This window comes from Collinsella aerofaciens (assembly GCF_018785245.1).
Taxonomy (GTDB): domain Bacteria; phylum Actinomycetota; class Coriobacteriia; order Coriobacteriales; family Coriobacteriaceae; genus Collinsella; species Collinsella aerofaciens_AD.
Genome location: NZ_WQPL01000032.1, coordinates 1 through 23,804 on the forward strand (window position 1 = coordinate 1; position 23,804 = coordinate 23,804).

At 62.9% G+C, this 23,804-nt stretch carries 26 protein-coding genes and 1 tRNA gene; 19 read left to right on the forward strand and 8 right to left on the reverse strand.

From position 1 onward, the window contains the following. Positions 1–342: 342 nt before the first annotated feature. From hisG to hisE, 9 genes are all read left to right on the forward strand, one after another. Positions 343–2,058: an ATP phosphoribosyltransferase gene (gene hisG / locus GPK39_RS07175; RefSeq protein ID WP_215674682.1), complete on the forward strand. Its 1,716-nt coding sequence runs from the start codon at positions 343–345 to the stop codon at positions 2,056–2,058. A 105-nt stretch (positions 2,059–2,163) separates the two neighbouring features. Beyond that, positions 2,164–3,600 (forward strand): histidinol dehydrogenase, encoded by a 1,437-nt coding sequence (gene hisD, locus GPK39_RS07180; RefSeq protein ID WP_215674685.1) that lies wholly within the window; start codon positions 2,164–2,166, stop codon positions 3,598–3,600. Between the two features lies 1 nt (position 3,601). After that, entirely contained in the window at positions 3,602–4,717 is a 1,116-nt protein-coding gene (gene hisC / locus GPK39_RS07185) for a histidinol-phosphate transaminase (protein ID WP_035137727.1), read from the forward strand. After that, a complete protein-coding gene (hisB, locus tag GPK39_RS07190; protein WP_215674687.1) occupies positions 4,718–5,305 on the forward strand; it encodes an imidazoleglycerol-phosphate dehydratase HisB in 588 nt (195 codons plus the stop codon). 45 nt (positions 5,306–5,350) lie between these two features. After that, complete coding sequence (hisH, locus tag GPK39_RS07195) at positions 5,351–6,046, forward strand: imidazole glycerol phosphate synthase subunit HisH (RefSeq protein ID WP_215674689.1); 696 nt, start codon at positions 5,351–5,353, stop codon at positions 6,044–6,046. Further along, positions 6,043–6,786, forward strand: a complete 744-nt coding sequence (locus tag GPK39_RS07200; protein ID WP_215674691.1) for a 1-(5-phosphoribosyl)-5-[(5-phosphoribosylamino)methylideneamino]imidazole-4-carboxamide isomerase — start codon at positions 6,043–6,045, stop codon at positions 6,784–6,786. Before hisH ends, GPK39_RS07200 begins: the two co-directional genes overlap by 4 nt. A 3-nt stretch (positions 6,787–6,789) precedes the next feature. Then, a complete protein-coding gene (gene hisF, locus GPK39_RS07205; RefSeq protein ID WP_215674693.1) occupies positions 6,790–7,572 on the forward strand; it encodes an imidazole glycerol phosphate synthase subunit HisF in 783 nt (260 codons plus the stop codon). Further along, positions 7,573–7,902: a phosphoribosyl-AMP cyclohydrolase gene (hisI, locus tag GPK39_RS07210; RefSeq protein WP_195240749.1), complete on the forward strand. Its 330-nt coding sequence runs from the start codon at positions 7,573–7,575 to the stop codon at positions 7,900–7,902. 45 nt (positions 7,903–7,947) lie between these two features. After that, positions 7,948–8,265: a phosphoribosyl-ATP diphosphatase gene (gene hisE, locus GPK39_RS07215; RefSeq protein WP_148332629.1), complete on the forward strand. Its 318-nt coding sequence runs from the start codon at positions 7,948–7,950 to the stop codon at positions 8,263–8,265. Positions 8,266–8,292: 27 nt separating this feature from the next. On the opposite strand, the gene GPK39_RS07220 is transcribed toward hisE, so the two are convergent. Beyond that, complete coding sequence (locus GPK39_RS07220; protein WP_215674694.1) at positions 8,293–9,204, reverse strand: PHP domain-containing protein; 912 nt, start codon at positions 9,202–9,204, stop codon at positions 8,293–8,295. A gap of 339 nt (positions 9,205–9,543) precedes the next feature. On the opposite strand from GPK39_RS07220, the gene larC2 reads away from it, so the two are divergent. The 6 genes from larC2 to GPK39_RS07250 all read left to right on the forward strand — a co-directional run bounded on the left by larC2 (position 9,544) and on the right by GPK39_RS07250 (position 14,954). Then, complete coding sequence (gene larC2, locus GPK39_RS07225) at positions 9,544–10,029, forward strand: nickel pincer cofactor biosynthesis protein LarC2 (RefSeq protein ID WP_052044107.1); 486 nt, start codon at positions 9,544–9,546, stop codon at positions 10,027–10,029. A gap of 55 nt (positions 10,030–10,084) precedes the next feature. Beyond that, positions 10,085–10,633, forward strand: coding sequence for a phosphodiesterase (gene yfcE / locus GPK39_RS07230; protein ID WP_215674696.1), 549 nt, complete (start codon positions 10,085–10,087; stop codon positions 10,631–10,633). Between the two features lie 2 nt (positions 10,634–10,635). Next, positions 10,636–11,496, forward strand: coding sequence for a nucleoside triphosphate pyrophosphohydrolase (gene mazG / locus GPK39_RS07235; protein ID WP_195622296.1), 861 nt, complete (start codon positions 10,636–10,638; stop codon positions 11,494–11,496). Positions 11,497–11,685: 189 nt separating this feature from the next. Continuing rightward, positions 11,686–12,975, forward strand: coding sequence for a phosphopyruvate hydratase (gene eno / locus GPK39_RS07240; protein WP_118377254.1), 1,290 nt, complete (start codon positions 11,686–11,688; stop codon positions 12,973–12,975). A gap of 195 nt (positions 12,976–13,170) precedes the next feature. Then, a complete protein-coding gene (locus tag GPK39_RS09550) occupies positions 13,171–13,932 on the forward strand; it encodes a hypothetical protein (RefSeq protein ID WP_252204784.1) in 762 nt (253 codons plus the stop codon). A gap of 20 nt (positions 13,933–13,952) precedes the next feature. After that, a complete protein-coding gene (locus GPK39_RS07250) occupies positions 13,953–14,954 on the forward strand; it encodes a Ppx/GppA phosphatase family protein (RefSeq protein ID WP_215674698.1) in 1,002 nt (333 codons plus the stop codon). 145 nt (positions 14,955–15,099) lie between these two features. Here the strand turns inward: GPK39_RS07250 and GPK39_RS07255 are convergent, their stop codons facing one another. The 3 genes from GPK39_RS07255 to GPK39_RS07265 form a co-directional block, all read right to left on the reverse strand. Next, positions 15,100–16,401, reverse strand: a complete 1,302-nt coding sequence (locus GPK39_RS07255) for an ATP-binding protein (protein WP_215674700.1) — start codon at positions 16,399–16,401, stop codon at positions 15,100–15,102. Between the two features lie 278 nt (positions 16,402–16,679). Continuing rightward, a tRNA-Leu gene (locus GPK39_RS07260) sits at positions 16,680–16,764 on the reverse strand. Positions 16,765–16,795: 31 nt separating this feature from the next. Next, positions 16,796–17,419: a hypothetical protein gene (locus tag GPK39_RS07265; protein WP_215674702.1), complete on the reverse strand. Its 624-nt coding sequence runs from the start codon at positions 17,417–17,419 to the stop codon at positions 16,796–16,798. A 163-nt stretch (positions 17,420–17,582) separates the two neighbouring features. Between GPK39_RS07265 and GPK39_RS07270 the strand changes: the two genes are divergently transcribed. Both GPK39_RS07270 and GPK39_RS07275 read left to right on the forward strand, forming a co-directional pair. Further along, entirely contained in the window at positions 17,583–17,870 is a 288-nt protein-coding gene (locus GPK39_RS07270; RefSeq protein WP_055252380.1) for a PTS sugar transporter subunit IIB, read from the forward strand. Positions 17,871–17,881: 11 nt separating this feature from the next. Continuing rightward, positions 17,882–18,256 (forward strand): VOC family protein, encoded by a 375-nt coding sequence (locus GPK39_RS07275; protein ID WP_117757630.1) that lies wholly within the window; start codon positions 17,882–17,884, stop codon positions 18,254–18,256. Positions 18,257–18,331: 75 nt separating this feature from the next. Here the strand turns inward: GPK39_RS07275 and GPK39_RS07280 are convergent, their stop codons facing one another. The 3 genes from GPK39_RS07280 to GPK39_RS07290 are packed head-to-tail and all read right to left on the reverse strand — an operon-like array spanning position 18,332 to position 20,951. Next, positions 18,332–19,627, reverse strand: coding sequence for a sensor histidine kinase (locus GPK39_RS07280; protein ID WP_215674704.1), 1,296 nt, complete (start codon positions 19,625–19,627; stop codon positions 18,332–18,334). After that, positions 19,611–20,390: a response regulator transcription factor gene (locus tag GPK39_RS07285; protein ID WP_215674706.1), complete on the reverse strand. Its 780-nt coding sequence runs from the start codon at positions 20,388–20,390 to the stop codon at positions 19,611–19,613. The genes GPK39_RS07280 and GPK39_RS07285 overlap by 17 nt, the downstream gene beginning before the upstream one ends. Positions 20,391–20,408: 18 nt before the next feature. Beyond that, positions 20,409–20,951 carry a UBA domain-containing protein gene (locus GPK39_RS07290; protein WP_215674708.1) on the reverse strand — a complete coding sequence of 181 codons (543 nt, stop codon included), beginning with the start codon at positions 20,949–20,951 and terminating at the stop codon, positions 20,409–20,411. Between the two features lie 335 nt (positions 20,952–21,286). Between GPK39_RS07290 and GPK39_RS07295 the strand changes: the two genes are divergently transcribed. Beyond that, positions 21,287–21,526: a hypothetical protein gene (locus GPK39_RS07295; RefSeq protein WP_117847870.1), complete on the forward strand. Its 240-nt coding sequence runs from the start codon at positions 21,287–21,289 to the stop codon at positions 21,524–21,526. Positions 21,527–21,611: 85 nt separating this feature from the next. Continuing rightward, on the forward strand, positions 21,612–22,337 hold the full coding sequence (locus GPK39_RS07300; RefSeq protein WP_117847872.1) for a metallophosphoesterase: 726 nt from the start codon (positions 21,612–21,614) through the stop codon (positions 22,335–22,337). Positions 22,338–22,352: 15 nt separating this feature from the next. On the opposite strand, the gene gluQRS is transcribed toward GPK39_RS07300, so the two are convergent. Further along, positions 22,353–23,249: a tRNA glutamyl-Q(34) synthetase GluQRS gene (gene gluQRS / locus GPK39_RS07305; RefSeq protein ID WP_252204788.1), complete on the reverse strand. Its 897-nt coding sequence runs from the start codon at positions 23,247–23,249 to the stop codon at positions 22,353–22,355. Positions 23,250–23,804: the final 555 nt, after the last annotated feature.

A 23,804-nucleotide genomic window follows, 5' to 3' on the forward strand; every position in this document is an offset into this window, starting at 1 on the left:
ACCGCCTCGCGCGCAACTACGAGCTGGTCACCAAGCACAACCTCAAGTACCGCCGCTACTACCACCAGTTCGACTACTAAGAGCTGGTCACGGGTCCGATATCTTGGCTGGTTGATATCTCGACCCTGCACAAGGGCGTCCGCATTTGCGCGGGCGCCCTTTTTGCGTTGCGACAAGAGGCTGCTGCTAACCGCTCGCCCTATGTTTCCAAATGAATACGGTGTGAGCCGAGGAGGACGATTCTCCCCGCAAACACTCTAGTATGCTAAAGTACCCAGAAGACCGGCGGAGCTATGCCGGTCTTCTGTTCCATACGAAACACAGCATGAGGAGGCTCACCAGATGACGGCCACACCGTGGGGATTCCGGGACATATTGCCCGAGGAGGCTCAGGCGCGCGAGGAGATTGCGCTGACGGTGAAGGGCTGCTTCAGGGAGCATCATTACCTTCCGGTCGAGACGCCGCTGCTCGAGGACAAGGGTTCGCTCGAGGAAGGCGGCCGCATTGCGGACACGCCGTTTAAGCTCTTTGACGATGACGGCCGCCTGCTGGTGGTCCGTTCCGACAACACATTGCCGATCGTGCGTCTGGTTTCGACCCGCATGCGCGCGGCCGACCTGCCCCTACGCCTTCGCTACGAGGCGCCGGTGGTTCGCGAGTGTCAGCGCAATGCCGGTGGCTCGCGCCAGTTTACACAGCTGGGCTTTGAGCTTATCGGTGCGGGCGATACCGCGGGCGATGTCGAGATCGTCTCGCTCGTGGCCGAGGCGGTGCGCAAGCTGGCACTTCCCGATGCGCACATTATCGCGGGTAGCGTGCGTCCGTTTAAGGAGCTGCTCGCGGCGTGTGAGGATCGCGAGCTGGCCGCTGAGGCCCTGCGCTGCGTGCACGCCAACGACTTTGTGGGCCTCGATGCCCGCGTGGCGGCAAGCACCGAGTCCGATGCCGTCAAGGCCGCCATTAGCGAGCTGCCGCGTTTGCACGGCGGTGCCGAGGTGCTCGACCGCGTGGACGCGCTGCTGGAGGCCGCCGGTATTGTCGCGCCGCTGACGCGCGAGCTGCGTGCCCTGGTCGAGGGCCTGGCACCCGAGGACGCCCAGGTGCTGTCATTCGACTTCTCCATCATGAACTCTTTCGATTACTACACGGGCCTGGTCTTTAAGGCCTATGCCGGCGGCCTGCCCGATCCGGTGGGCTCGGGCGGTCGCTACGACTCCATCTTTACCGGCGCATTTGGCGACGGTATCGAGGTGCCGGCGGCGGGCTTCGCCTTTTCGCTCGAGCGCCTGGAGGCCGCGCGCACCTCGGCCGAGGATGCCGCTTCCGACGGCGATCATGCCGTGGGCCGTGGTGCCGAGGGCCCGCTGCGCATCGCCGTGCCCAAGGGCTCGCTTAAGGCCGACACGCTCGACGTGCTCGAGGTCGCGGGCCTGGACGTCTCTGAGCTGCGCGATCCCGGCCGTCACCTGATCGTGCGCGGCCGCGACACGCGTACCGGCGAGGGTACGGTCGGCGATATCGAGTTTGTCATCGTGCGTCCCAGCGATGCGCCTGCCTTTGTGGGTTGCGGCGGTGCCGATTGCGGCATCTGCGGCTGGGACTCGCTCATCGAGGCAGACCTCAACCTGCTGCAGCTGGTCGACCTGGGCTATGGCCTGTGCACCTTTATCGAGGCGGAGCCCGCACGGCGCGCCGGTCAGGCCGAGCGCAACTATGCTCGTCGCGGGTCGCTTCGCGTGGCCACCAAGTATCCGCGCATCGCGAGCGCCTGGTATGCCGAGCGAGGCGTGAACGCCGACATCGTTTCGCTGCACGGCAACATCGAGCTGGGCCCCATCGTCGGCATGACCGATCGCATCGTGGACATTACCGCCACGGGTGCCACGCTACGCGACAACGACCTGATCATTACCGGTCGCATCATGGACTGCACGGCCCGTTTCTTTGTCAATCCAGGTGCCGCGCGCCTGGATTCGCGTGTACGCAATCTGGCAGATCGTCTGGCCGCGGCCGTGAAGGACAAGCATTTTGAGCCCGTTGCGGGCTCGGCACAATAGCGCGAGCACGCACGGGCGTCCCAACGTCTGGGCTGCGGGCCGATTGGCGCCGCCGCCCGGCCTCTCGTTTTTCGAACACAACCTCGACCGATAGGGGATACCGGTATGAAGACCATCAAGCTTGCTCCCGGTGAGCGCCTCGTTACCAACCAGCTCAACCGCAAGGGCGTGCTGCCGCAAAACATCGTCGCCGCCGCCCGCGATATCGTGGCCAACGTGCGTGCCAACGGCGATGCCGCGGTGCGCGATTACTGCCAGCGTTTTGACGGTGTCGAGCTGCAGAGCTTCCGCTTGCCGCAGGAGCAGATCGATGCCGCGCTCGAAGGCCTCGATCCCGCTTTTGTCGCGGCGCTCGAAAAGGCTGCACGCCAGATTCGCGAATTCCACCAGCGCGAGGTCGAGCAGAGCTGGTTTACCACGCGCCCGGACGGCACGATTCTCGGCGTTAAGGTGACCCCGCTCGCGGCGGCCGGCATCTACGTGCCGGGCGGTCGCGCGCAGTATCCCTCCACGGTGTTCATGAACGCCATTCCCGCCAAGGTCGCCGGCGTCAAGCGCGTGGTAATGGTGACCCCGCCGCAAAAAGACGGCCTGATCAGCCCCTACACGCTCGCCGCGGCAAAACTCGGCGGCGTGGACGAAATCTATATGGTGGGTGGCGCTCAGGCCGTGGCCGCGCTGGCGTACGGCACCGAGACCATTCCGCGCGTCGACAAAATCACTGGTCCGGGCAACGCCTTTGTTGCCGCGGCCAAGCAGATTGTCTCGGGCGACGTGGGTATCGATATGGTCGCCGGTCCCTCCGAGGTCTGTGTGCTGGCCGATGCCACGGCCAAGCCCATGGTGGTCGCGGCCGACCTGATGGCCCAGGCCGAACACGATCCGCTGGCAGCCTGCTATCTGGTGACTTGTGACGAGCAGTTTGCGCGCGAGGTCGAGGCCGGCATCGACATCCTGGTGGCGCAGTCGCCGCGTGCCGAGATCACGCGTGCCTCGCTCGATAACGAGGGCACCATCGTGGTGGCCGCCGACATGGCTGCCGCCGTCGAGGCGGTGAACACCGTGGCGCCCGAGCACCTTGAGCTGCACTGCAGGGACGCGATGGGCCTGCTTGGCGGCATTCGCAACGCCGGCGCCATCTTTGTGGGCGCTTGGAGCTCCGAGCCGCTCGGCGATTACGTTGCCGGCCCCAACCACACGCTGCCGACCGGCGGTACGGCCATGTTCTCCAACCCGCTTTCGGTCGAAGAGTTCGTCAAGCGCTCGAGCGTCATTTGCTATACACCCGAGGGCCTGCTCTCCGACGCTCCCGCTACGCAGCGCCTGGCCGAAGCCGAGGGACTGTGGGCGCACGCGCTATCCGCCGCCCTGCGTCGCCGCGTGCTGGAACAGGGCGAGGATGCCGTGAGTGCCGAGTCGCTCGCCGCGGCCGACCTGACCAAGGTTGCCTGGCCGGGCGACGCCGTGGCGACGGTCGCCGAGGGTGTGGACCTGGCGGCTGCAGGCGCGGATGGCGCTGGCGCGACCGGCGAGGAGGCCTAATATGGCCGAGCTGACGCCGCGCATGAAGGAGCTCGTCCAGCCCTACCTGGCCGGCATCGAGCCCTATGATCCCAACTTTACGCCTACGCGCATCAATCTTTCGGCCAACGAGAACACCTATCCCGTGCCGGCTGGCGTGCGCAAGGCGGTCGACGCGGCCCTGGCCGCCACGCCGCTCAACCGCTATCCCGACCCCATGTCCAACGACCTGCGCGATGAGCTTGCTGCCTGGCATGGCGTGGCGCGTGAGAATATTTGCGTGGGAAACGGCGGCGACGAGCTGCTCTATAACTACCTGCTGGCGTTTGGCGGCGCGGGGCGGACCCTGCTCAACTGCCCGCCGTGCTTTAGCGAGTATGCGTTCTTTGCGTCGCTCTGCCAGACCGAGGTGCGCGACGTGTGGCGAGACCCCGCGACCTTTGAGCTCGACCAGGCAGCCGTGCTTGCGGCGGCGCCCGAGTGCAACCTGGCGATCGTGACCTCGCCCAATAACCCCACGGGCGACGTGGCGCCGCTCAACTTTGTCGCGGCCCTGTGCGATGCGTGCCCCGGCATGGTGATGGTCGACGAGGCCTACGTTGAGTTTGCTGACGATTCGTTTGGCGCGGCCACCACGGCGCAGGGGCTTATCGCCGAGCATCCCAACCTGGTGATTCTGCATACGCTGTCCAAGGCGTTTGGCGCTGCCGGAACGCGGCTGGGCTACGTGATCGCGGCACCCGAGGTTATCGACGTGTTCGCGGCGATTCGCCAGATCTACTCGGTCAATGTGCTGAGCCAAGCCGCGGCACTTGCCTGTGTGCGTGCCCGCGACGCATACGCGCCCGTGGTGGCACAGGTCACATCCGAGCGCGAGCGCGAGCTGTGCGCCCTGCGCGCAATGGCTGCCGAGGGCCTGCCAGTGGAGGCATGGCCGAGTGCGGCGAACTTTGTACTCGTACGTACGCCGCATGCCACGCGCGTGCGCGAGCGCCTGCGCGACGAGTACTCGATTTTGGTGCGCGACTTTAGCTACGCACTGGGGCTCGCGGACTGCCTGCGCATTACCGTGGGCACCCCGCAAGAAAACGATGAGGTGCTGGCTGCGTTTGCCACGCTGGTGAAGGAGGAGATGTAGATGGGCCGTTATGCCGAGGTGACCCGTAAGACGGGCGAGACCGACATTGTCGTCAAGCTCGACCTGGACGGGAGCGGCGTGTGCGATATCTCGACCGGCGTGCCGTTTTTCGACCATATGCTCAACGCCTTTGGTCGCCATGGCCTGTTCGATTTGACAGTACATGCGGTAGGCGACGTGGAAGTCGACGCGCACCATACCGTTGAGGACACGGGTATTGTACTGGGCGAGGCGTTTTGCCAGGCGCTGGGCGGTAAGGCGGGTATTACGCGCTTTGCCGACGCGGCGATCGCCATGGACGAGACGCTCGTGATGGCCGCCGTGGATATCTCGGGCCGCGGGCAGGCCTATTGCGAGCTGCCCATGCCGACCGAGCGCGTGGGCGGCTTCGATACCGAGCTGGCCGTTGAGTTCTTCTATGCCTTCGCACGCGATGCCAAACTCACGCTGCACGTGCGCGAGCTGGCGGGCGGCAACTCGCACCACATTATCGAGGCCGCCTTTAAGGCCGTGGGCCGCACGATGCGCCACGCCTGCGAGCACGATCCCCGCGTGCAGGGTATCCCCAGCACCAAGGGCTCGCTGTAACCTGCCAAAAAAGGACAGGTTTTGAATGAGATAAGGGAGGGTCGCGTGGGCGAACCGAAGATCGTGGTGGTCGACTACCACAAGGGCAACTTGTCGAGCGTCGTGCGCGGGCTTGCACGCGCCGGTGCCGCCGCCTGCACGTCGGACAATCCGGAGCAGATCCGCAACGCCGACGGCCTGGTCATTCCGGGCGTGGGTGCGTTCTATGACGCGATTGCCTTTATGCGCCAGAGCGGCGAGGAGACGGCCGTGCTCGATGCCGTCGCCGCTGGAACTCCGCTGCTCGGCATCTGCCTGGGCCTTCAGCTATTTTTTGAGCGCGGTAATGAGGGCGTTCCTACGGGTGAGGCCGCGGATGGCAGCGCCCCCGAGCAGGATGGCGGCCCCTGGGTCGATGGCCTGGGCATCATGCGCGGCTCGTGCACGCGTCTGGAGTCTAGCCGTCTGAAGGTCCCGCACGTGGGCTGGGATCAGGTGCACATGACGCCTGCCGGCGCGGCCGATCCACTGCTTGCCGGTTTTGCCGAGGGTGTCAACATGTACTTCACCCACAGCTACGCGGTAGCAGACGATGCCGATGCCGCCGATGTGCTGGCGTGCACGCACTATACGCGGAGTTTCCCGTGCATCGTGCGCCATGGCAACGTGTGGGGCTGCCAGTTCCATCCCGAGAAATCCTCCGCGCTGGGTCAGCGCATCCTTAAGAACTTCGTCAACATCGTCGAGGAGGCCGGCCGATGATCCTGTTTCCCGCAATCGATCTGATCGGCGGCAAGGTCGTGCGCCTGGAGCGCGGCGACCGGAGCCGCTGCAAGGTATATTCCGACGACCCTGTGGCCGTCGCCCGCTCGTTTGCCGAACAGGGCGCAGGCTGGGTGCATGTCGTCGACCTGTCCGCTGCCTTTGGCGAGGACGAGGACACATGCGCTGCCAACTCGGCGGCGATTAAGGCCATCTGCGGTGTCGACGGTCTGTCTGTGGACGTGGGCGGCGGCGTCCGCTCGCTCGCGCGCATCGACGAGCTGGCCGGCTACGGTGCTCGCCGCATTGCACTGGGTACCGTGCTGGTGACCGAGCCGGGTTTTGCCGAGGTGGCGGCCCAAGGCTTTGGCGAGCTGTTGGTGGCAGATATTGCCGCACGCGACGGCCAGGTCAAGGTGAATGGCTGGCGTGACGGCGCGGGCGTGGCGCTCGACGACGCCGTGGCGCAGCTTTCCGAGCTGGGTTTTAAGCATCTGGTGTATACCGACATTGCGCGCGATGGCATGCAGGCGGGCATCGATGTGGCGGCGTATCGCCATGTGGCCGAGGTCGCGGGCTTTCCCGTCGTGGCATCGGGTGGCATCTCGACGCTCGACGACATCCGCGCGCTGGCCGCAGTGGGTGAGGGCGCGATTGAAGGTGCCATTACCGGTCGCGCGCTCTACGAGGGCAACTTTACGCTGGTACAGGCGCTGACCGCCGCCCGAGGGGAGGAGTAGCCCATGCTTACCAAACGTGTGATTCCCTGCCTGGACGTCAAGGACGGCCGTGTGGTCAAGGGCGTCAACTTTGTGAGCTTGCGCGATGCGGGCGATCCGGTGGAGCTGGCGCGCGCCTACGACCGCGAGGGTGCGGACGAGGTCGTCTTCTTGGACATTACCGCCACGAGCGACAACCGTGCGACGACCATCGAGATGGCGGCGCATGCGGCCGAGGAGCTAGCCATTCCCTATACCGTGGGCGGCGGTTTTCGCGACCTGGCGGGCATGCGCACCATGGTTGCAGCCGGTGCCGACAAGGTGTCGCTCAACTCTGCCGCCGTGCGCGACCCGTCGCTGATTAGCCAGGCTGCCGCGGCGTTTGGTAGCCAGGCCGTGGTCGTGGCGATCGATGCCAAGCGCGTCGGTTTGCCCGGCGCATCTGGTGCCGACAAGTGGGAGGTCTTCACGGCGGGCGGCCGCAACGCCACGGGCATCGACGCGGTGGCGTGGGCCGAGGAAGCGGCTCGTCGCGGCGCCGGCGAGATCTTGCTGACCAGTATGGACCGCGACGGCACCAAGGCCGGCTTTGACCTGGCACTCACCCGTGCCGTGGCGCGTGCGGTGCCGATTCCCGTTATTGCGAGCGGCGGCGTGGGTACGCTCGAGCATTTTGCCGAGGGCGTGATCGAGGGCGAGGCCGATGCCGTGCTGGCGGCGAGCGTCTTTCACTTTGGAACCTTCAGCATTCGCCAGGTGAAGGAGTATATGGCGTCGCAGGCTATTCCCGTGAGATTGGATTTTTAAATGGAGCAAGTGACAACTGCGTCCGAGCTCAAATACGACGCCAAGGGGCTGATTCCTTGTGTTGTTCAGCAGTATGACACCGGCGAGGTGCTTATGGTTGCCTGGATGAATGAGGAATCGGTGGGGCTGACGCTCAAGACCGGCACCACGTGGTTTTGGAGCCGCAGTCGCCAGGAGCTCTGGAACAAGGGCGCGACGAGCGGCAATATGCAAGCGGTCAAGGAGCTCTGGGCCGACTGCGATAGCGATACGCTGCTGGTCAAGGTCGACTCGCCGGGCCCGGCCTGCCATACCGGCAACCGTACCTGCTTCTTCAAGAAACTCGCGTAGGGCGGGCGCTCGATTAGACGCTCGGCCACCAGAAAGGATTGAACCATGGGTGTGCGCACCGCAAACGTTCAGGATGGAAATATCGGTGAGACGCTGACGGGGCTCGCCGAGGTGATTCACGGTCGTCGTGATGCATCGCCGCAGGAGAGCTATACCGCGCGTCTGCTGACCGACGTCGAGGACGAGCTGCTCAAGAAGCTTGCCGAGGAGTCGAGCGAAGTGATCATGGCCTGCAAGGATAACGATCACGATCACATCCGCTACGAGGCCGGCGACCTGGTCTACCACCTGCTCGTAACCCTTGAGCGCTACGGTATCACCCTCGACGAGCTTGCCGGCGAACTCAACGCCCGCCGCCACTAGTCATTGGGGACGTTCTTAAACGACCAGTTAGGCGAGGGGCGTGGATTCCCATTCGCCGGTGGCGTGGGGGATGTCGAAGGTTCGATAACCGCAGTCGTAGGCGTGCGCCTGGGCCTCGCGGATGTTCCAGCAGATATCGCAGGCGCGGTGCGCGTCCGAGCCAAAGGTGATCGGCACTTCGGCATGGGCAAAGCAGCGCAAAAGACCGGTTGCGGGGTAGTAGTCGTCGAGCCCCTTGCGCGGTGCGGCGGTCGAGACCTCAACGCGGCGGCCCGTATCGTGCGCGCACTCGGCCATCTGCTGCCAAAACGGTGCAGGGTCAAAATCGGGCGCAAAGCCTTCCTTCGAAAAGCGCATGACCAGGTCGGGGTGAGCCATCACATCAAAGTTGAGCGGGCTCTCGCAGGCGCGGCACCAGTCATCGACATAGCGCTCCCACACGCCCCGCTCGCCTAAGTTTTCCCAAACATGCAGGTCGGTATCATCGTCGATCCAACCGCAGCGCGAATCGGGCGTATCGGGACGAGCGACATCCTCCGTCCCCGCCGTGTCCGCAGCACCTGCCGCAATATCGCCCGGGTTGCCAATCCAATGCACACTGCCCAGGCGCACGACGGCGCCCTGGGACCAGCGCTCAACCAAAGGCTCGCAGCCCTCGTACCAATCGCATTCAAAGCCATAGATAAAGCTGAGCTCCGGCGCAATCTGCGCGGCAAGCTTGCGAGCATCCTCAAAAGCCAGACGATGTGCCGGCAAGTCGCCCTCGACAACTTGAACCTCGCAATTGGCATCCATGCTGGCAGGCAGGGTGAGGTGGTCGGTCGAGACCATGACCTGGCAGCCGGCCGCAGCGGCGGCGCGAACGTTGTCCTCAAACGAGGCGTGTCCGTCCGAGAACGAGGTGTGGGTATGGCAATCGATCAGCGGGCAAGCAGACATGGCGGCTCCTTTGCGTCAAGCGAATCCGCTCCATTGTAACGGCGCGGCCCCCGATGCGACGAGCGCGCCGGGGGCCGAAATCGACTGGAAAGGACGGGCAACACATAAGGGCGAGCTCGCGACATCGGTCTTGCTCCAAAACATGTACATCAGCCTCCAAAAGCTGCAAAAAATGGCATGTTTGGAGGCTGATGTACATGTTTGGATGAGGCGGTGGAGTGTCGGTTTTTTGCGGACAAGGAAAATCGGGTTCATCGCGCTCCGCCACATCCACGTCGCCCGCGATGTGCTAGCGTTTGAGTGAACAAAACGAGCCCGTGCGGAAAGGATCCGGACCGTATGCAACGTGGAAGTACATCTCCGCTATCACGCGAGACCGATGCGCCCGAGACCATCGTCAAGCTGGAGTGCGACATCGACGATGCGTCGCCCGAGGTACTCGCCTACGCCGCCGACCGTCTGCGCGAGGCGGGTGCCCGCGAGGTGCACTGGCTTCCCCTCTACTGCAAAAAAGGTCGCCCCGGCTGGCAGCTGCAGGTAATCTGCTCGAACGAGGATATCGAGCGCTTGCAGACGATCATTTTCTTGGAAACCACGACCAACGGCATTCGCCGCCAGGTTATGGAGCGCGTCTGCCTGCCGCGCCGTTTTGAGCAGGTGGCGACGCCTTGGGGCGAGGTGGCCGTAAAGGTGGCGACCCTACCCGACGGCAGCGAGCGCGCGGCGCCCGAGTACGAGGATTGCGCCCGTCTTGCCCGCGAACATGGCGTGCCGCTCCAACGCGTGATGCAGGCGGCGCAAGCTGCGGCGCTCCGATTTGAGTAACGCGGCCGGTGACACGCCGCGCCCAGCCCAATTAACCCCACCCGAAAGGACCCTCATGAAATACCTCATCGCCTCCGACATCCATGGCTCGGCATACTGGGCCGAGCGCCTCGTCGCTGCCATCGAGCGCGAGAACCCCGATCGCATCGTCCTGCTGGGCGACCTGCTCTATCACGGTCCGCGCAACGACCTGCCGCGCGATTACGCTCCCAAGCGCGTAATTCCGCTGCTCAACGCCCTAGCCGACCGCATCATCGCGGTGCGCGGCAACTGCGACGCCGAGGTCGACCAGATGGTCCTCGACTTCCCCGTCATGACTGACTACGCCACGCTGTTTGACGAAACCGGCCGTGAGCTGTTCTTGACGCACGGCCATGTCTTTGGCGCCGGCATGCACAACAGCGTCGACCACGCGCCCGCGCTGCCCGAGGGCTCCGCGCTCGTCTACGGTCACACGCACATCAAGATCAACGAGGAGAGCGCCGCGCACCCGGGCCTGTGGCTTTTCAACCCCGGCAGCGTGAGCATTCCCAAGGACGGTACGCACAGCTACGGCATCTACGAGGGCGGCGCGTTCCGCCACGTGGTCATGGAGGGGGAGTAGCCATGGCGCAGCATATGGCTCAGCAAAATGCCGAGGGCTCGCGCGATCTGTCTACGCTGGTAGACGCGTCGACCGAGCTGCAGCATCTGGTGCAGACCATCTGGCGCCTGCGTCAGCCCGATGGCTGCCCGTGGGACCGTGAGCAGACGCACCGCAGCATCGGCAAGAACATGATCGAGGAGGCCTACGAGGCACTCGACTGCATCGAGGCGGACGACGCGGTTCACCTACGCGAGGAGCTGGGCGACGTGCTCATGCAGGTCGTGCTGCATGCGCAGATTGCTGCTGACGCCGGCGAGTTTACACTGGCCGACGTGGCGCGTGATATCGATGCCAAGCTCATCCGCCGTCATCCGCACGTGTTCGGCGATGTGGATGCCGACAGCTCCAACGAGGTACTCAAGATTTGGGACGAGGTCAAGCTTGCCGAGAAGGCCGCCAAGGACAAAGCCGTGGCGGCGGGTGAGGCCGCGCCCGAGGGTCTGCTCGATGGTGTGCCCACGCATCTGCCGGCGCTGATGCAGGCGCAGAAGGTGTCGCGCAAGGCAGCTGCCGTGGGCTTTGAGTGGGAGACGGTCCAGGACGTGTGGGACGAGGTCGCCGAGGAGCGTGCCGAGTTTGAGGCCGAGGCCCCCGGAACGCCCGAGCGCGAAATGGAGTTTGGCGACCTGCTCTTTGCCCTGGTCAACGTTGCGCGCAAAGAGGGCATTGACGCCGAGAGCGCCCTCCGTGCCAGTACGGCAAAGTTCCGCCGCCGCTGGGCCGCGATGGAGCAGATGGCGGCCGATGCCCACGTGGATCTTGCCGAGCTTTCGACCCACGGCCTCAACGACCTGTGGGATGCCGCAAAGGCGGAGGAGTAAGACTGCGGGAACGACGGGCTGACGCGCCTCATCGTCCCCGCTAAATTTTTCGAAAATCAAGTGTATCCCTCGGCTAACTTAGGGCATAATGCAAAAAGTGCGACATGGCTAACTTACGGAGGTGCACCGACGGTGCACAGTCGGTCAGTCGCTTGCATCCACTACGTTTCCAAGTGAGAGGGAGACAACATGAGCGATATTTTGGACGTCTACGGTCGCGAGGTGCTCGACAGCCGCGGCAATCCCACCGTCGAGGTCGAGGTCGTGCTCGAGGACGGCAGCTTTGGCCGCGCAATGGTGCCTTCGGGTGCTTCGACCGGCGCCTTTGAGGCCTGCGAGCTGCGCGATGGCGACAAGGGCCGCTACCTGGGCAAGGGCGTTTCGCAGGCCGTCGAGCACGTCAACAACGAGTGCGCTAACGCCGTCGTGGGCCTCGACGCCTTCGACCAGCGCGCCGTCGATGCCGCGCTGATTGCCGCGGACGGTACCCCCAACAAGACCAAGCTCGGTGCCAACGCCATCCTGGGCGTGTCGCTGGCCGTCGCCCGCGCCGCTGCCGAGTCGGCGGGCCTGTCACTGTACCAGTACCTGGGCGGCGTCAACGCCCATCTGCTGCCCACGCCCATGATGAACATCCTCAACGGCGGCGTGCATGCCGACAATAACGTTGACTTCCAGGAGTTTATGATCATGCCGGTGGGCGCCCCGAGCTTTGCCGAGGGCCTGCGCTGGTGCGCCGAGGTCTACCACACCCTCAAGGGCGTGCTGCACGAGGCCGGCCTGGGCGGCGGCGTGGGCGACGAGGGCGGCTTTGCCCCCAACCTTAAGACCAATGCCGAGCCGTTCGAGTACATTACTAAGGCCGTCGAGAAGGCTGGCTTTAAGCCCGGCGTCGACTTCATGTACGCCATGGACCCGGCCTCGACCGAGTTCTACAACGCCGAGACCGGCATGTACGAGCTCAAGGGCGAGGGCGTTGAGTATACGAGCGCTCAGATGGTCGATTACTGGGAGAAACTCGTCGACACCTATCCCATCATCTCCATCGAGGACGGCATGGCCGAGGAGGACTGGGACGGCTGGGTCGAGCTCACCCGTCGCATTGGCAACAAGGTGCAGCTGGTGGGCGACGACCTGTTCGTCACCAACACCGAGCGCCTCAAGAAGGGCATCGAGCTGGGTGCCGCCAACGCGATCCTGGTCAAGGTCAACCAGATCGGCACGCTCACCGAGTCGCTCGAGGCCATCGAGACCGCCAAGGAGGCCGGTTACGCTTGCATCGTGAGCCACCGCTCCGGCGAGACCGAGGACTCCACGATCGCCGACCTGGTCGTGGGCGTCAACGCCGGCCAGATCAAGTCGGGCGCCCCGTGCCGCAGCGACCGCATCGCCAAGTACAACCAGCTCATCCGCATCGAGGACGAGCTCGAGGGCAGCGCGCGCTACGCCGGCAAGACCGCGTTCTACAACATTCGCTAAACGGGCGAATTTGGCGAGGGGGAGGCTGACTCGGTTCCGCCTCGCCTTGGCTGGATGCCGCAAGGCGCTATGGGCGTTGGGCCATATGGCTCAGCGCCTTTTTTATGTCGAGCAAAGGCTGGCGAAGGCGGTGCGGGCGCTCGTGCTATAACTAGAATACTTAGCGCAAACAAACCTCAACCGCACAAGGCGCACATGGATCAGATTTACGACAACAGGTACTATTCCGCCGGTTCGCGTGAGCCGTCGCCTCGCCGTGCACGCACGGTGCAGCTCGGTGGGTCCGCCTACGCTGACGCCGACCGCTCCATGCAGCGCCCGACAAGTACCTCGCGCCCCAATGCTCAAGTGAATACTTCGACAGATGGACCGGTGCGCCCGGCACGTTCGTCGCATGCTCAGCGCTCGTCGGCTCAAACGCACGATAGGTCGAGCAGGCCCTCGAGCCGTCTTTCGGGCTCGGACTTTATGCACTACGCCAACGACAACGCGGTGGTCAAGGCGATCTACGATTTTACCCACGGTCCTCAGCGAGGGCTATTCATCGGCATCGTCGTTGCCCTGGTGCTCGTGAGCCTGTATTTCCCCGTGCGCGACCTGTACGTGGCAAAGCGTTCGAGCGATATCTTGGCCAAGCAGGTCGAGATTCGCGAGCAATATAACGACGAGCTACAAAAAAGCGTCGACAAGCTGCTCTCGGAGGAGGGTATCAAGGATGCGGCATCCGAGGACCTGGGCTTGGTGATGCCCGGCGAAAAGAGGATTGAAGTGCAGGGCCTGGACGGCGATTCGGATGCCTCGTCGAGCCAGAAGTCGTCGAACGCCAAGAAGGCCAGCGAAGTTGCCAAGGAAATCGAAGAAGTCGGCAAGGACGCGCCGTGGTACATCCAGGCGCTCGACATGCTGTTTGGGTTTAACGGCGTCGAGGGCCAGACGGTCGTGTCCAACGGCAAATAGCGCCCGGAGGGGAGCCCGCAATGACAAATTGCAAACGATATAAGGTAGCGGCGATCGACCTGGGAACGGTGTCGTCGCGACTGGTGCTGGCGCAGGTCGAGGCCGGGGCGATCGTGGAATCGTCCAAGCATACCGAGATTACCGATCTGGGTGAGGGCGTCGACGCGACGGGCCGCTTTTGCGAGGCAGCGGTCGAGCGCGTGCTCGCCGCATGCCGCATGTTTGTGGACGAGGCGCGTGCCTTTGGGGCCGCGTGCGTCTGCACCACGTGCACGAGCGCCGCGCGCGATGCGTCCAATGCCGCGCTGCTACTGGATGGCCTGCGCGAGCTGGGACTCGAGCCGCAGGTGATTCCGGGCGAGGTCGAGGCGCGCTTGACGTTTTTTGGCGTGGCGCACGACTTTGCTGGCGAGCGCATCATTGTTGCCGATTCGGGTGGCGGATCCACGGAGCTCGCGACGGGCGTCTACGCGCCGGAGCGCGGGGTCTTCGCGCTGGAGGGAACGCGCTCACTGGACATTGGTTGCCGTCGTGTGACGGAGCGTTTCTTCTCGGCGTTGCCGCCTTCGGACGGCGAGCTTGCTGCCGCTGCCGACTGGGCGGGCGAGCAGTTCGAGGCTTACTTTGAGAGCCTGCCGAGCGATTTTGAGCGCGCCGAGCGCCTGGTCGCGGTGGGCGGTACCGTCACCACGCTCGTGGCGCTGGTCCACGAGCTGGAGCCGTACGACTCGAGCTTTGTGCACCTGCGCGAGCTTTCGATGGAGCAGATCTCGGCCGCTATCGATCGTATGTCTACGCTGGATGTGGAGGGTATCGCCGCGCTACCGGGTGTACAGCCCAAACGCGCGGGCGTGATTCTGGCCGGCGCCGTGGTGATTCGCGAGCTCATGCGAGCCGGCGGTTACGACATGCTCACCGTAAGCGAGAACAGCCTCCTCGCCGGCATGGCCGCCACCATCAACGAGGTTCTCGACGGCGCGACTCCCACCATCGCCTGGACCCCGAGCCTCAGCACCCTCTAAATAAGTTGCGGTGAAATACGGACTAAAATCGCCCTTTCGGGCACCAAACAGTCCCTATTCCACCGCAACTCAACAGCCGGCACCTGGGGACGTTCCTTTTCTGCCGGCACCTGGGGACAGTCCTTGTGGGGCGTCCCCACAGCGCCTATGCCAGCTTGTCGATTTGCCCAATCTCCCAAAGCGGAATATTGACGAGCATGCCCTCGTCTCTATATGCCGCCAGGGAGCTCCTCACGCAACGCTCGAGCTTGAATTTTTCGCAGGCTATTTTTAGACTCTTCGCTTTAAGGTTCTCTGCCGCCTTGACCTCAAGCGGAAGCACGGTTCCCGCATGGTCGATGGCAAAGTCGGTTTCGGCATTGCCAGAGGTAGAGGACCAATACGCGGGAGTTTTGTCCTGGAGCAAAAGCTCCTGCGCGACGTATTGTTCGGTCAGCGAACCTTTGAACTCGGTAAAAACAGCGGATCCGTTAAGAACGATGGCCGGAGAGAGACCGGAGAGCGCTCCGAGGATGCCGGTGTCGATGCAGAACAGTTTGAAGCCCGAGAGGTCTTCGTAGCTCGAGAGCGGTGCCTTTAGAGCGGAAACACGTGGCACCTTATGAACGATTCCGTAGTCCGTGAGCCACTGGAGGCTTTCCTCGAAATCGCGTGCGCGCGCTCCGGGACGAAGGGCGCCATAGACAAACTTCTTGTTCTCCTTTGCAAGCTGGCCGGGAAGGGATTTCCAAACCAACCTCATGCGCTCGACGATGCGGGCGGGTGCATGTTTGCCAAAATCGGATTCGTAAGCCTCGATGATTTGCTGCTGAAGCCTTCGGGCTTCGATGAAATCGCGTGTCTCGGCGAAAGCGGAGACAACTTCGGGCATACCGCCGACAACAAGGTATTCCTTGAGCAAGTGCTCGAGCTTTTCGGTAACGTTTGCTAGAAGGTTCATGTCTGCGGCAAGGATGGCGTCGGCGAGCGGGCCGCCGTCGACGGCACGAACGAATTCGGCAAACCCCATGGGACGCATGGTGAGCTGGTCGATTTTACCGACGGGAAATGACTCGTTTTCGCGTCGGAGCGCGAGGCCCATATAGGAACCGGCTGCCACGATGTGGTATTCGGGTGCAAGTTCGTTGAAGTACTTGAGTGAGGTGATCCCGCGTGGTGCCTCTTGGATCTCGTCGAAGATGATGAGCGTGTCTTCCGGCGTTACGGTTTGGCCACGTAGGAGTTCTATCTGGGAGATGATGCGCTTGGGGTCGAGGTTCCCATCGAACAGCGAGCGTGTGCTCGGCTCGAGCATAAAGTCAAAACGAATGACGTTTCGATACTGCTGGCTTGCGAATTCGTTAAGAAGCCAAGTCTTTCCTGTCTGGCGGGCTCCCTTAAGCAAGAGAGGTTTGCGATTCGCCCTTGATTTCCAAGCGATAAGTTCACTCATAAGCTGTCGCTGCATATTGCCTCCCAACCCTCTCGGCTAGTATAAGGCCATTTGGGCGTTTCCATCGAAAAATGTGCGAGACAACCACGTTTTTCCATCGGAAAATGTGGGAGACAACCACGTTTTTCCATCGGAAAATGTGGGAACACCAACCTAAGTTGCGGTGGAATAGTTCCTAAATGGGCTGGTAAACTGTCAAAACAGGAACTATTCCACCGCAACTTAGAGCCCCGCCGGCGTGTAAAAGAAGCGAGCCCGCATCCCTGGGGAACACGGGCTCGCAAGCAATCACATGGTAGGGGCGGTGGGACTCGAACCCACAATCCTTGCGGCGAGAGATTTTAAGTCTCCTGCGTATGCCAATTCCGCCACGCCCCCGTGAGACTAGAAGTCTAGCACAAGCCGTCCGTTACGCGTTGACGGCCATCGAGTGTTGGCCTGACTTCTCCAGGAACTCTTGGAACTTGGCTTCGTCGCCTTTGTTCTTGTACTGCAGGGCCAACAGGTATTCCAGGCGGCAGCTCTTGACCTTGTCGTCACCGGCATCCTCGAGCATGCGCTCCAGCTCGGGAATGTCGTTGTGGCGCTTGAGGATCATCGTGTCGTACATCAGCTGGCACTCGTGCGCGACCGCCTCGGCCTGACCGCCCTCAAAGCCCTTGATCTCGTGCAGAAGCTCCTTGGACTTTTTGCGGTCCTCCTGGCCAACATAGTAGTTAAAGGCCTTAATCACCAGGTCGACGCGCTGCATCTTGGGGAGATTGAGTCCCAGCAGCAGGTCGAACATCTCGCTGGCGCGCTCGTGGTCCTCGCGCAGCAGATAGGAGTTCAGACGCAGGTAGTCGCGGTTGTAGCGCGGGTACAGCATGCTGGTGAGTTTGCCGTCGAGCAAACGATCGAACTCGTCCCACTGCTTGGCAGCCATAAGCTGCTGCAGGCGCTTGAACGTGGTGCGTTTTTTGACGCTAAAGAACACCGACACGGCGATGCAGATGATAACGACGGCGGTCCAGAGGGTGCGGGAATCGGGCATATTAGGGTCCTTAGTCGCTCATAAAGCGAGCGGTATGACAACACGTACTAGATGTATTATACGCAGCGCGCAAGCAAACTGGCATAAAAGCTCATCGAGGCCGAGTGCCATCGCTCGCTGCGGTACACTTACCTAAAGTAAACCATGAAGGGAGACATTACCTATGAAGAAGATCGTTTTGGCTTGCGGTGCTGGCGCTGCTACTTCCACGCTCGTTGCCCAGAAGGTCGCCACCATGCTCGACGCCAACGGTTATGCCGGCAAGTATGAGATCGTGCAGTGCGCCATCTCCGAGGCCAAGGATGCTTGCGACGAGGGCGCCGACCTGCTGATTGCAACCACCGTTGCCCCCGAGGGCCTCACCTGCCCGTACGTGAGCGGCGTGCCCTTCATGACCGGCATGAACCGCGTTGCCGCCGAGAAGGCCGTTCTCGACGTCATGGCCCAGTAGGCGCTGACTGCATGAGTGAGCAGAACGCCAACCCGGTAGAGCTCTTTGGTATGCGCGTTGCCCATGTGGGCATTAACGCCACCGACCCGGCAGATGCCTTGGAGATCGCGGAGCTGTTCTCGACGATGATGGGCCTGCCCGTTATCGAGACCCCCGTTTCGTACTTTAACGATTCGCTGGTCGAGATCATGAAGCAGAACGGTCGTGGCGCCAAGGGCCACATCGGCTTTGCCGTCAACGACATCGATGCGGCCGAGAAGTGGTTTGCCGAGCGCGGGCTCGAGGTCAACGAGGAGTCGCGCGTGCTGCTGCCCGACGGCGGCACCAAGCTCGTGTATTTTAAGCGCGAGTTCGCCGGTTTCGCCGTGCACCTGTGCCGCGAGTAGCGCACAAGCTGCCATAGCTAGCAAAAAGGGATAGGGCCGCGTGGCCCTATCCCTTTATTTATGCCGAGGGGCTTCCTACCGCGGCAGGCGAATCGTAAAGCGGCTGCCGACGCCCTCGACCGAGGTCACGCCGATGACGCCGCCATGGCTATCGACGATCCACTTGGCAATGGCAAGCCCCAGACCCGAGCCCTGCGCGCCGGCATCGCGTGCGTTGTCGGCGCGGTAGAACCGTTCAAACGCGTGAGCTGCGGATTCCTGGTTCATGCCGATGCCCTCGTCCTCAACACTTATGTCGATCGTGCCCATGCCCGCATCGGGCGTTATGCCAAATGTGACGGTCGTTCCCGCATCCGAGTACTTGGCGGCATTTTGCACGATCACGCGCAGAGCCTGCTTCACGAGCGCCACGTCGACAGACGCGTCACAGCGTGGGTCGCTGACAAGCGCAGCGTCAAAGGCCAGCCGATACGTGTGTTCGGTATCGATCATCTGCGATTCCTCGCATACCTCGCCGACCAGTGCGGCCAGGTTGGTATTCGCGCGCCGCAGGACCGTGCGCCCGGCATCGCCGCGCGCCAAAAACAGCAGCTGCTCCACGAGCTCTTGCATGTGCTCGCTTTCGGCCTTGAGCGAGGCGATGGATTCTGCCAGCACGTCCGGGTCGTCTTTGCCCCAGCGGTCGAGCATGTTTACGTAACCCTGAATCACCGCGATGGGCGTGCGCAGCTCGTGGCTCGCATCGTTGACAAAGCGCATCTGCTGCAGCTTGGCCTCTTGCATCTGGCGCAGTAGGCGGTTGAGTGCGACCTCGATGCTCGCCAGGTCGGCGTCGCCGGTGGTGACGCTCGGCGAGTCGACGCTTGCGCGCTCGATGGCCTGCTCCAGTGTTTCCATTTTGCCGCCGGAGGGCTGCATGCGACCGAGTTCGTCCACGCGCAGGGCCAGCTCGTTGAGCGGCGCCATGGTGCGGCGCACGCGGCGGGCGCCGCCGAGCATGTTGAGCACGCTGATAACCTGCCAACCCACAACGACAAGGTAGAGAGGCCATAGCGTGACGAGGTCCTGCGCGAGGGGGAAAGTCTTGGTGGTACGCGCAAGCTCGACGGTATAGGTGAGCGTTGTCAGGTCCCAGCCGCGCGCAGGCGTCAGCGACATGCCGTGAACGGTGGTGCCGGGAATCCAGCCTGCGGTAAACGCGCTGTCGGGCAGCGTTTGGTTGTATCCATAGACGAGGATCGCCGCCGCAATCACCATCAGCAACAGATCGAGCCAGACGTAGCTCATCAAGCGGCGCCACATATAGCTCCAGTTGATGGCGCGGGCGATGGATGTGACGCGCTTGGACTCGGCGTTACGCACGGCAGACATAGCCCACCCCGCGCACGGTCTGGATGATGCGGGCGCCACCAGCGTCTTCGATCTTGGCGCGCAGGTGCGCGATGTGCACGTCGACGTTGTTGGTGTCGCCCACGTATTCGTAGCCCAGCGCTTCGTGCGCGATGCGCTCGCGTGTGAGCACGGTCTCGGCATGCGCCATAAGCAGGGCGAGGATGTCGAACTCGCGAGCCGTGAGCGCGATAGGCGAGCCGCCGACTGTGACTTCGCGGCGGCCGGGATCGAGCACGACTGAGCCAACGGTGAGCGTAGCGGGGGAGGGCGAGGCGGAAGCCTGGGCCGAGTCGCTGACCGGGGGTATCGCACCGGCGCCGACGCCCGCGTCGCTCGCCGCGCCCGTCCCGATGCCGCCAACGCCCGAAGCCGTCCGCACGGCCTCCGAGCGCTTCAGCGCAACGCGGATCCGTGCGAACAACTCCTCAATCGCAAACGGCTTGGTCAGGTAATCGTCGGCGCCGGCATCGAGCCCGGCCACCTTGTCCATCACGGCATCTCGCGCGGTGACCATAATCACCGGCACATCCTTGTGCTTGCGGACACGCCGCAGGACCTCCATGCCGTTGAGCTGTGGCAACAGCACATCGAGCAGAATCAGATCGTAGTCGCGCTCCAGCGCCAGGTCCACGGCGGTGCGGCCGTCAGCGGCGTGCTCCACCTGGTAGCCCTCGTGCTCCAGCTCGAGCGTCACAAAGCGGGCGATTTTCTCCTCGTCCTCTACGATCAGGATCCGTGCCATGTGTGCCCCCGTCTGCGATTACTTGTCGTCGTTCAGATTTTGCTTGATGTCGTCCGCGGCGTCGGCGGCGTGATTCATAAGGTTGTTGATGCTGCCGGGCACGTCGCCGTCGCTGTCGATGCGGTAGCGCATGCCAAAGAACAGGCCAATCAGCATCAGCCAAATCGTAGCGCCCCAGGCAAACAGGGCGATGATGGGGATCAGGATGGGGATGTTGAGGATGATCGCATCGCGGCGCGTGGCGATAAACTTGGTGTCCAGGCTCAGGCGGAAGAGCTTTTTGAGGTACTCCCACACGCTGTCCATCTTCTTGGAGAAGTCGGTCTTTTCGCTCGACTTCTCGTAGGCTGCCTGCGCGGCGACCATCTCGGCCGAGGGCTCATCGACCGGCACGGACTCGGTGGCGGCGTGCGCCGATGTGGTCTGCGTCTTGCCCTGCGACTCGAGCCAAATGATGGCGTCCAAAACGTTGCCGTCGGCGGCGTCGAGTGCGGCCTTGGCATCGGTGTAGCTCACGTTGCACTTGGTGCGGATGGTTTCAACTTTTTCGAGGTCGTCCATGACCTGTCCTTTCGTTCGATGGGCGCGAGCGTTGCGTTCGGCGGCCTGCGTTGCGCGGCGCCGCCCCGCCCTTGGTCGAACTCTATGGTGCAGGTTATAGATTAAGCGATTCTTGAGCCAAGATTAATGTTGGATGAGTTTTTGGGTGGCGGTGGGAAAAAAGTATTAGGCCTCGATAGCGGGGGACGTGGTGTCGGTGCAAAACGGCGTCAAAGGTTGGTCGAGCAGGCGGTTTCTCCATTGATGTCCGCACGGCATGTGACACTTACCCTGCCGCCCCGCTCTGCCGCGGCGGCATGCGTCTGAACAACGACCCTCTAAGGAGTTCGATACCGATGAGTGACAACGCAAAGCATCTCGCAAAAAAGTGCGTTAAGGACGCGGGGCCGTGCCTCGCGCTGTGCGTAGCCGGCGCAGCGGTCGCGCTGCTGGCTGTTCTGGGGCCGTTCGACGTGCTCCGAAGTGCCAGCTTTCTGCATGTTTGCATGGCTCTTGCCGGCGCCACGATGACCGGCGGCGTGCTCGATCTGATCTTTTGGGTGTTTGACCCGTTTGGATGGAAGAGCGAGGGGTAGGTCCCAAAGGATGGAAGGGCTGGAACGGTTGACTTAGTGATCGTGCAGAATGTGGGCTAGCGACTTACAGAGAAGTGGTGATCCGATGACGGTCTATGTGACGGGCGATATTCACGGCGGCGTCGACATGCAAAAGCTTCGCGACTGGGATCTTGGGGATGGTCTGACAAGTGACGACTATCTCATCATCGCGGGCGACTTTGGCTTTCCGTGGGATTTCTCTGCCGAGGAATGTGCCGACATCGCCTGGCTGGAGTCGCGCCCCTATACCGTGCTGTTTGTCGACGGCAACCACGAGCGTTTCGATCACTGGTCGGAGCGCCCCATGGAGCTGTGGCACGGCGGCCTGACGCAGCGTCTGTCGGACACCTCGCCCATCCGACGCCTGACGCGCGGTGAGGTTTTTGAGCTCGACGGCTCAACGATCTTTACCATGGGCGGCGCCACGAGCGTGGATAAGGAATACCGCATTCCGTATTCCAGCTGGTGGCCGCAGGAGCTGCCGGACGAGCGCAACTTTGAGGAGGCGCGGGCAAAGCTCGACAGCGTGGGTTGGAAGGTCGACTATGCGATCACCCATACCTGCTCCACGCGCATGCTTTCGCCCACGCTTTACCCGGCACCTGGCTGGAATTATCCCGATGTCGATCGACTCACCACGTTTTTCGACGAGCTGGAGGACCACCTGGACTACAAGCGCTGGTACTACGGGCATTTTCATCGTGACGCCAACCCAGCCGAGTGCCACACCGTGCTCTACGACTGTATTGTCCGCCTGGGCGACGAACTCCAGCCCTGGGATGTCGCGTAGGGGCGGGGTGGCTGGCTACTCGACCGTTACAGTGATGTTTTCCCGATGCGTGCGGATAACATCCCAGCTAAAGTGCTCGACCAGCTGCTCGGCAGAGCGCGGTGTGGCGTCCGGCGCGATGCCTGTTTGCCCGGCGAGCCAGCCCAGTAGTGCCTCGGGCGCGCCAAAGCGGGTGCGGAGCTCGCCCAGGTCCAGATCGCGATCGCGCTTGGAAAGGCGGCGGCCGTCCGGTGACATGAGCAGCGGAATGTGCGCGTAGTGCGGCGTGGGCAGTCCCAGCAGATGTTGCAGATAGATCTGGCGCGGCGTGGAACCAAGCAGGTCGCATCCGCGTACGATCTCGGTGACGCCCATGGCAGCGTCGTCGACCACCACGGCCAGCTGATAGGCAAACACGCCGTCGCTGCGGCGCACCAAAAAGTCACCGCACTCGGTGGCGAGTGCTTCGCATTGGGCTCCGTACGTGCGGTCCACGAATTCGATCACGTCGCTGGCGAGGTCGTCGACGGTGGGCACGCGCAGGCGCGTGGCCGGAGCACGCAGGGCACTGCGGCGGGTGATTTCATCAGCAGAAAGACCTCTGCAGGCGCCGCGGTAGATGGGCGTGCCGTCGCTGGCGTGCGGCGCGCTCGCGGCGTGGAGTTCGGCACGCGTGCAAAAACAGGGATAGGTGAGGCCGGCGTCTTGCAGCTGGCGTAGGGCGTCCTCGTACAGATCCAGGCGATCGTGCTGGTAGTAGGGGCCTTCGTCCCACTCGAGCCCCAGCCAGGTCAGATCGTCAATCAGTTGAGCGGCAAGTTCCGGGCGCTTGCAGCGATCGTCCAGGTCCTCGATACGCAACACGATGCTGCCGCCCTGGCTGCGGGCCGAAAGCCATGCGCACAGGCAGCTGAACACGTTGCCCAAGTGCATGCGGCCCGAGGGCGACGGGGCAAAGCGGCCCACGACGGGGGTGGGCACTGCCGTTGCTGGTGCGTCCGCGGCGGGCGTTGCTATGTTGCGTGTTTTGATATCCATGCGGATGAGTATAGCGCGGGGCTTGGCAGGGAAGGCGTTGCCACGCTCACAAGTTGGCGGCGGTGCGCATTGCGCACGGTGGGTTTGCGGCTCAAGGTCTCGATCGCTGCGTACCGACTTAGCCTCACAAACGACAGAAACCCCGGCAGCTCTTCGCAACTGCCGGGGTTTCCGCGGAAAAGGGGGACATGATCCTCGAGCGAACGGCAAAGGGGCAAACCGTTTTCGCTCAACTGCTTTATGCCCCTCGGCTGGCGGCTCAGTCAGCGCATGCCGCGCCCACACAAAGCCGCTACACCTGTGACGGAGCTGTGAAGTGGTATCTATTGCTGGCGCAGGCCATGCCAAGGGTGTCCCTAATGACTGGTCATTTAAGAACGTCCATTACAGTCGAAATTGTCAGCCCGGGACCGTCTCGGGCTACGATTGAGGCGCGCCCAGAACGGGCCG

Excerpts from the sequence above, each read along its gene's own strand:
- hisG (WP_215674682.1), top strand. The coding sequence starts at position 343 with ATGACGGCCACACCGTGGGGATTCCGGGACATATTGCCCGAGGAGGCT.
- hisD (WP_215674685.1), top strand. The coding sequence starts at position 2,164 with ATGAAGACCATCAAGCTTGCTCCCGGTGAGCGCCTCGTTACCAACCAG.
- hisC (WP_035137727.1), top strand. The coding sequence starts at position 3,602 with ATGGCCGAGCTGACGCCGCGCATGAAGGAGCTCGTCCAGCCCTACCTG.
- hisB (WP_215674687.1), top strand. The coding sequence starts at position 4,718 with ATGGGCCGTTATGCCGAGGTGACCCGTAAGACGGGCGAGACCGACATT.
- GPK39_RS07200 (WP_215674691.1), top strand. The coding sequence starts at position 6,043 with ATGATCCTGTTTCCCGCAATCGATCTGATCGGCGGCAAGGTCGTGCGC.
- hisF (WP_215674693.1), top strand. The coding sequence starts at position 6,790 with ATGCTTACCAAACGTGTGATTCCCTGCCTGGACGTCAAGGACGGCCGT.
- hisI (WP_195240749.1), top strand. The coding sequence starts at position 7,573 with ATGGAGCAAGTGACAACTGCGTCCGAGCTCAAATACGACGCCAAGGGG.
- hisE (WP_148332629.1), top strand. The coding sequence starts at position 7,948 with ATGGGTGTGCGCACCGCAAACGTTCAGGATGGAAATATCGGTGAGACG.
- GPK39_RS07220 (WP_215674694.1), bottom strand. The coding sequence starts at position 9,204 with ATGTCTGCTTGCCCGCTGATCGATTGCCATACCCACACCTCGTTCTCG.
- larC2 (WP_052044107.1), top strand. The coding sequence starts at position 9,544 with ATGCAACGTGGAAGTACATCTCCGCTATCACGCGAGACCGATGCGCCC.
- yfcE (WP_215674696.1), top strand. The coding sequence starts at position 10,085 with ATGAAATACCTCATCGCCTCCGACATCCATGGCTCGGCATACTGGGCC.
- mazG (WP_195622296.1), top strand. The coding sequence starts at position 10,636 with ATGGCGCAGCATATGGCTCAGCAAAATGCCGAGGGCTCGCGCGATCTG.
- eno (WP_118377254.1), top strand. The coding sequence starts at position 11,686 with ATGAGCGATATTTTGGACGTCTACGGTCGCGAGGTGCTCGACAGCCGC.
- GPK39_RS09550 (WP_252204784.1), top strand. The coding sequence starts at position 13,171 with ATGGATCAGATTTACGACAACAGGTACTATTCCGCCGGTTCGCGTGAG.
- GPK39_RS07250 (WP_215674698.1), top strand. The coding sequence starts at position 13,953 with ATGACAAATTGCAAACGATATAAGGTAGCGGCGATCGACCTGGGAACG.
- GPK39_RS07255 (WP_215674700.1), bottom strand. The coding sequence starts at position 16,401 with ATGCAGCGACAGCTTATGAGTGAACTTATCGCTTGGAAATCAAGGGCG.
- GPK39_RS07265 (WP_215674702.1), bottom strand. The coding sequence starts at position 17,419 with ATGCCCGATTCCCGCACCCTCTGGACCGCCGTCGTTATCATCTGCATC.
- GPK39_RS07270 (WP_055252380.1), top strand. The coding sequence starts at position 17,583 with ATGAAGAAGATCGTTTTGGCTTGCGGTGCTGGCGCTGCTACTTCCACG.
- GPK39_RS07275 (WP_117757630.1), top strand. The coding sequence starts at position 17,882 with ATGAGTGAGCAGAACGCCAACCCGGTAGAGCTCTTTGGTATGCGCGTT.
- GPK39_RS07280 (WP_215674704.1), bottom strand. The coding sequence starts at position 19,627 with ATGTCTGCCGTGCGTAACGCCGAGTCCAAGCGCGTCACATCCATCGCC.
- GPK39_RS07285 (WP_215674706.1), bottom strand. The coding sequence starts at position 20,390 with ATGGCACGGATCCTGATCGTAGAGGACGAGGAGAAAATCGCCCGCTTT.
- GPK39_RS07290 (WP_215674708.1), bottom strand. The coding sequence starts at position 20,951 with ATGGACGACCTCGAAAAAGTTGAAACCATCCGCACCAAGTGCAACGTG.
- GPK39_RS07295 (WP_117847870.1), top strand. The coding sequence starts at position 21,287 with ATGAGTGACAACGCAAAGCATCTCGCAAAAAAGTGCGTTAAGGACGCG.
- GPK39_RS07300 (WP_117847872.1), top strand. The coding sequence starts at position 21,612 with ATGACGGTCTATGTGACGGGCGATATTCACGGCGGCGTCGACATGCAA.
- gluQRS (WP_252204788.1), bottom strand. The coding sequence starts at position 23,249 with ATGCACTTGGGCAACGTGTTCAGCTGCCTGTGCGCATGGCTTTCGGCC.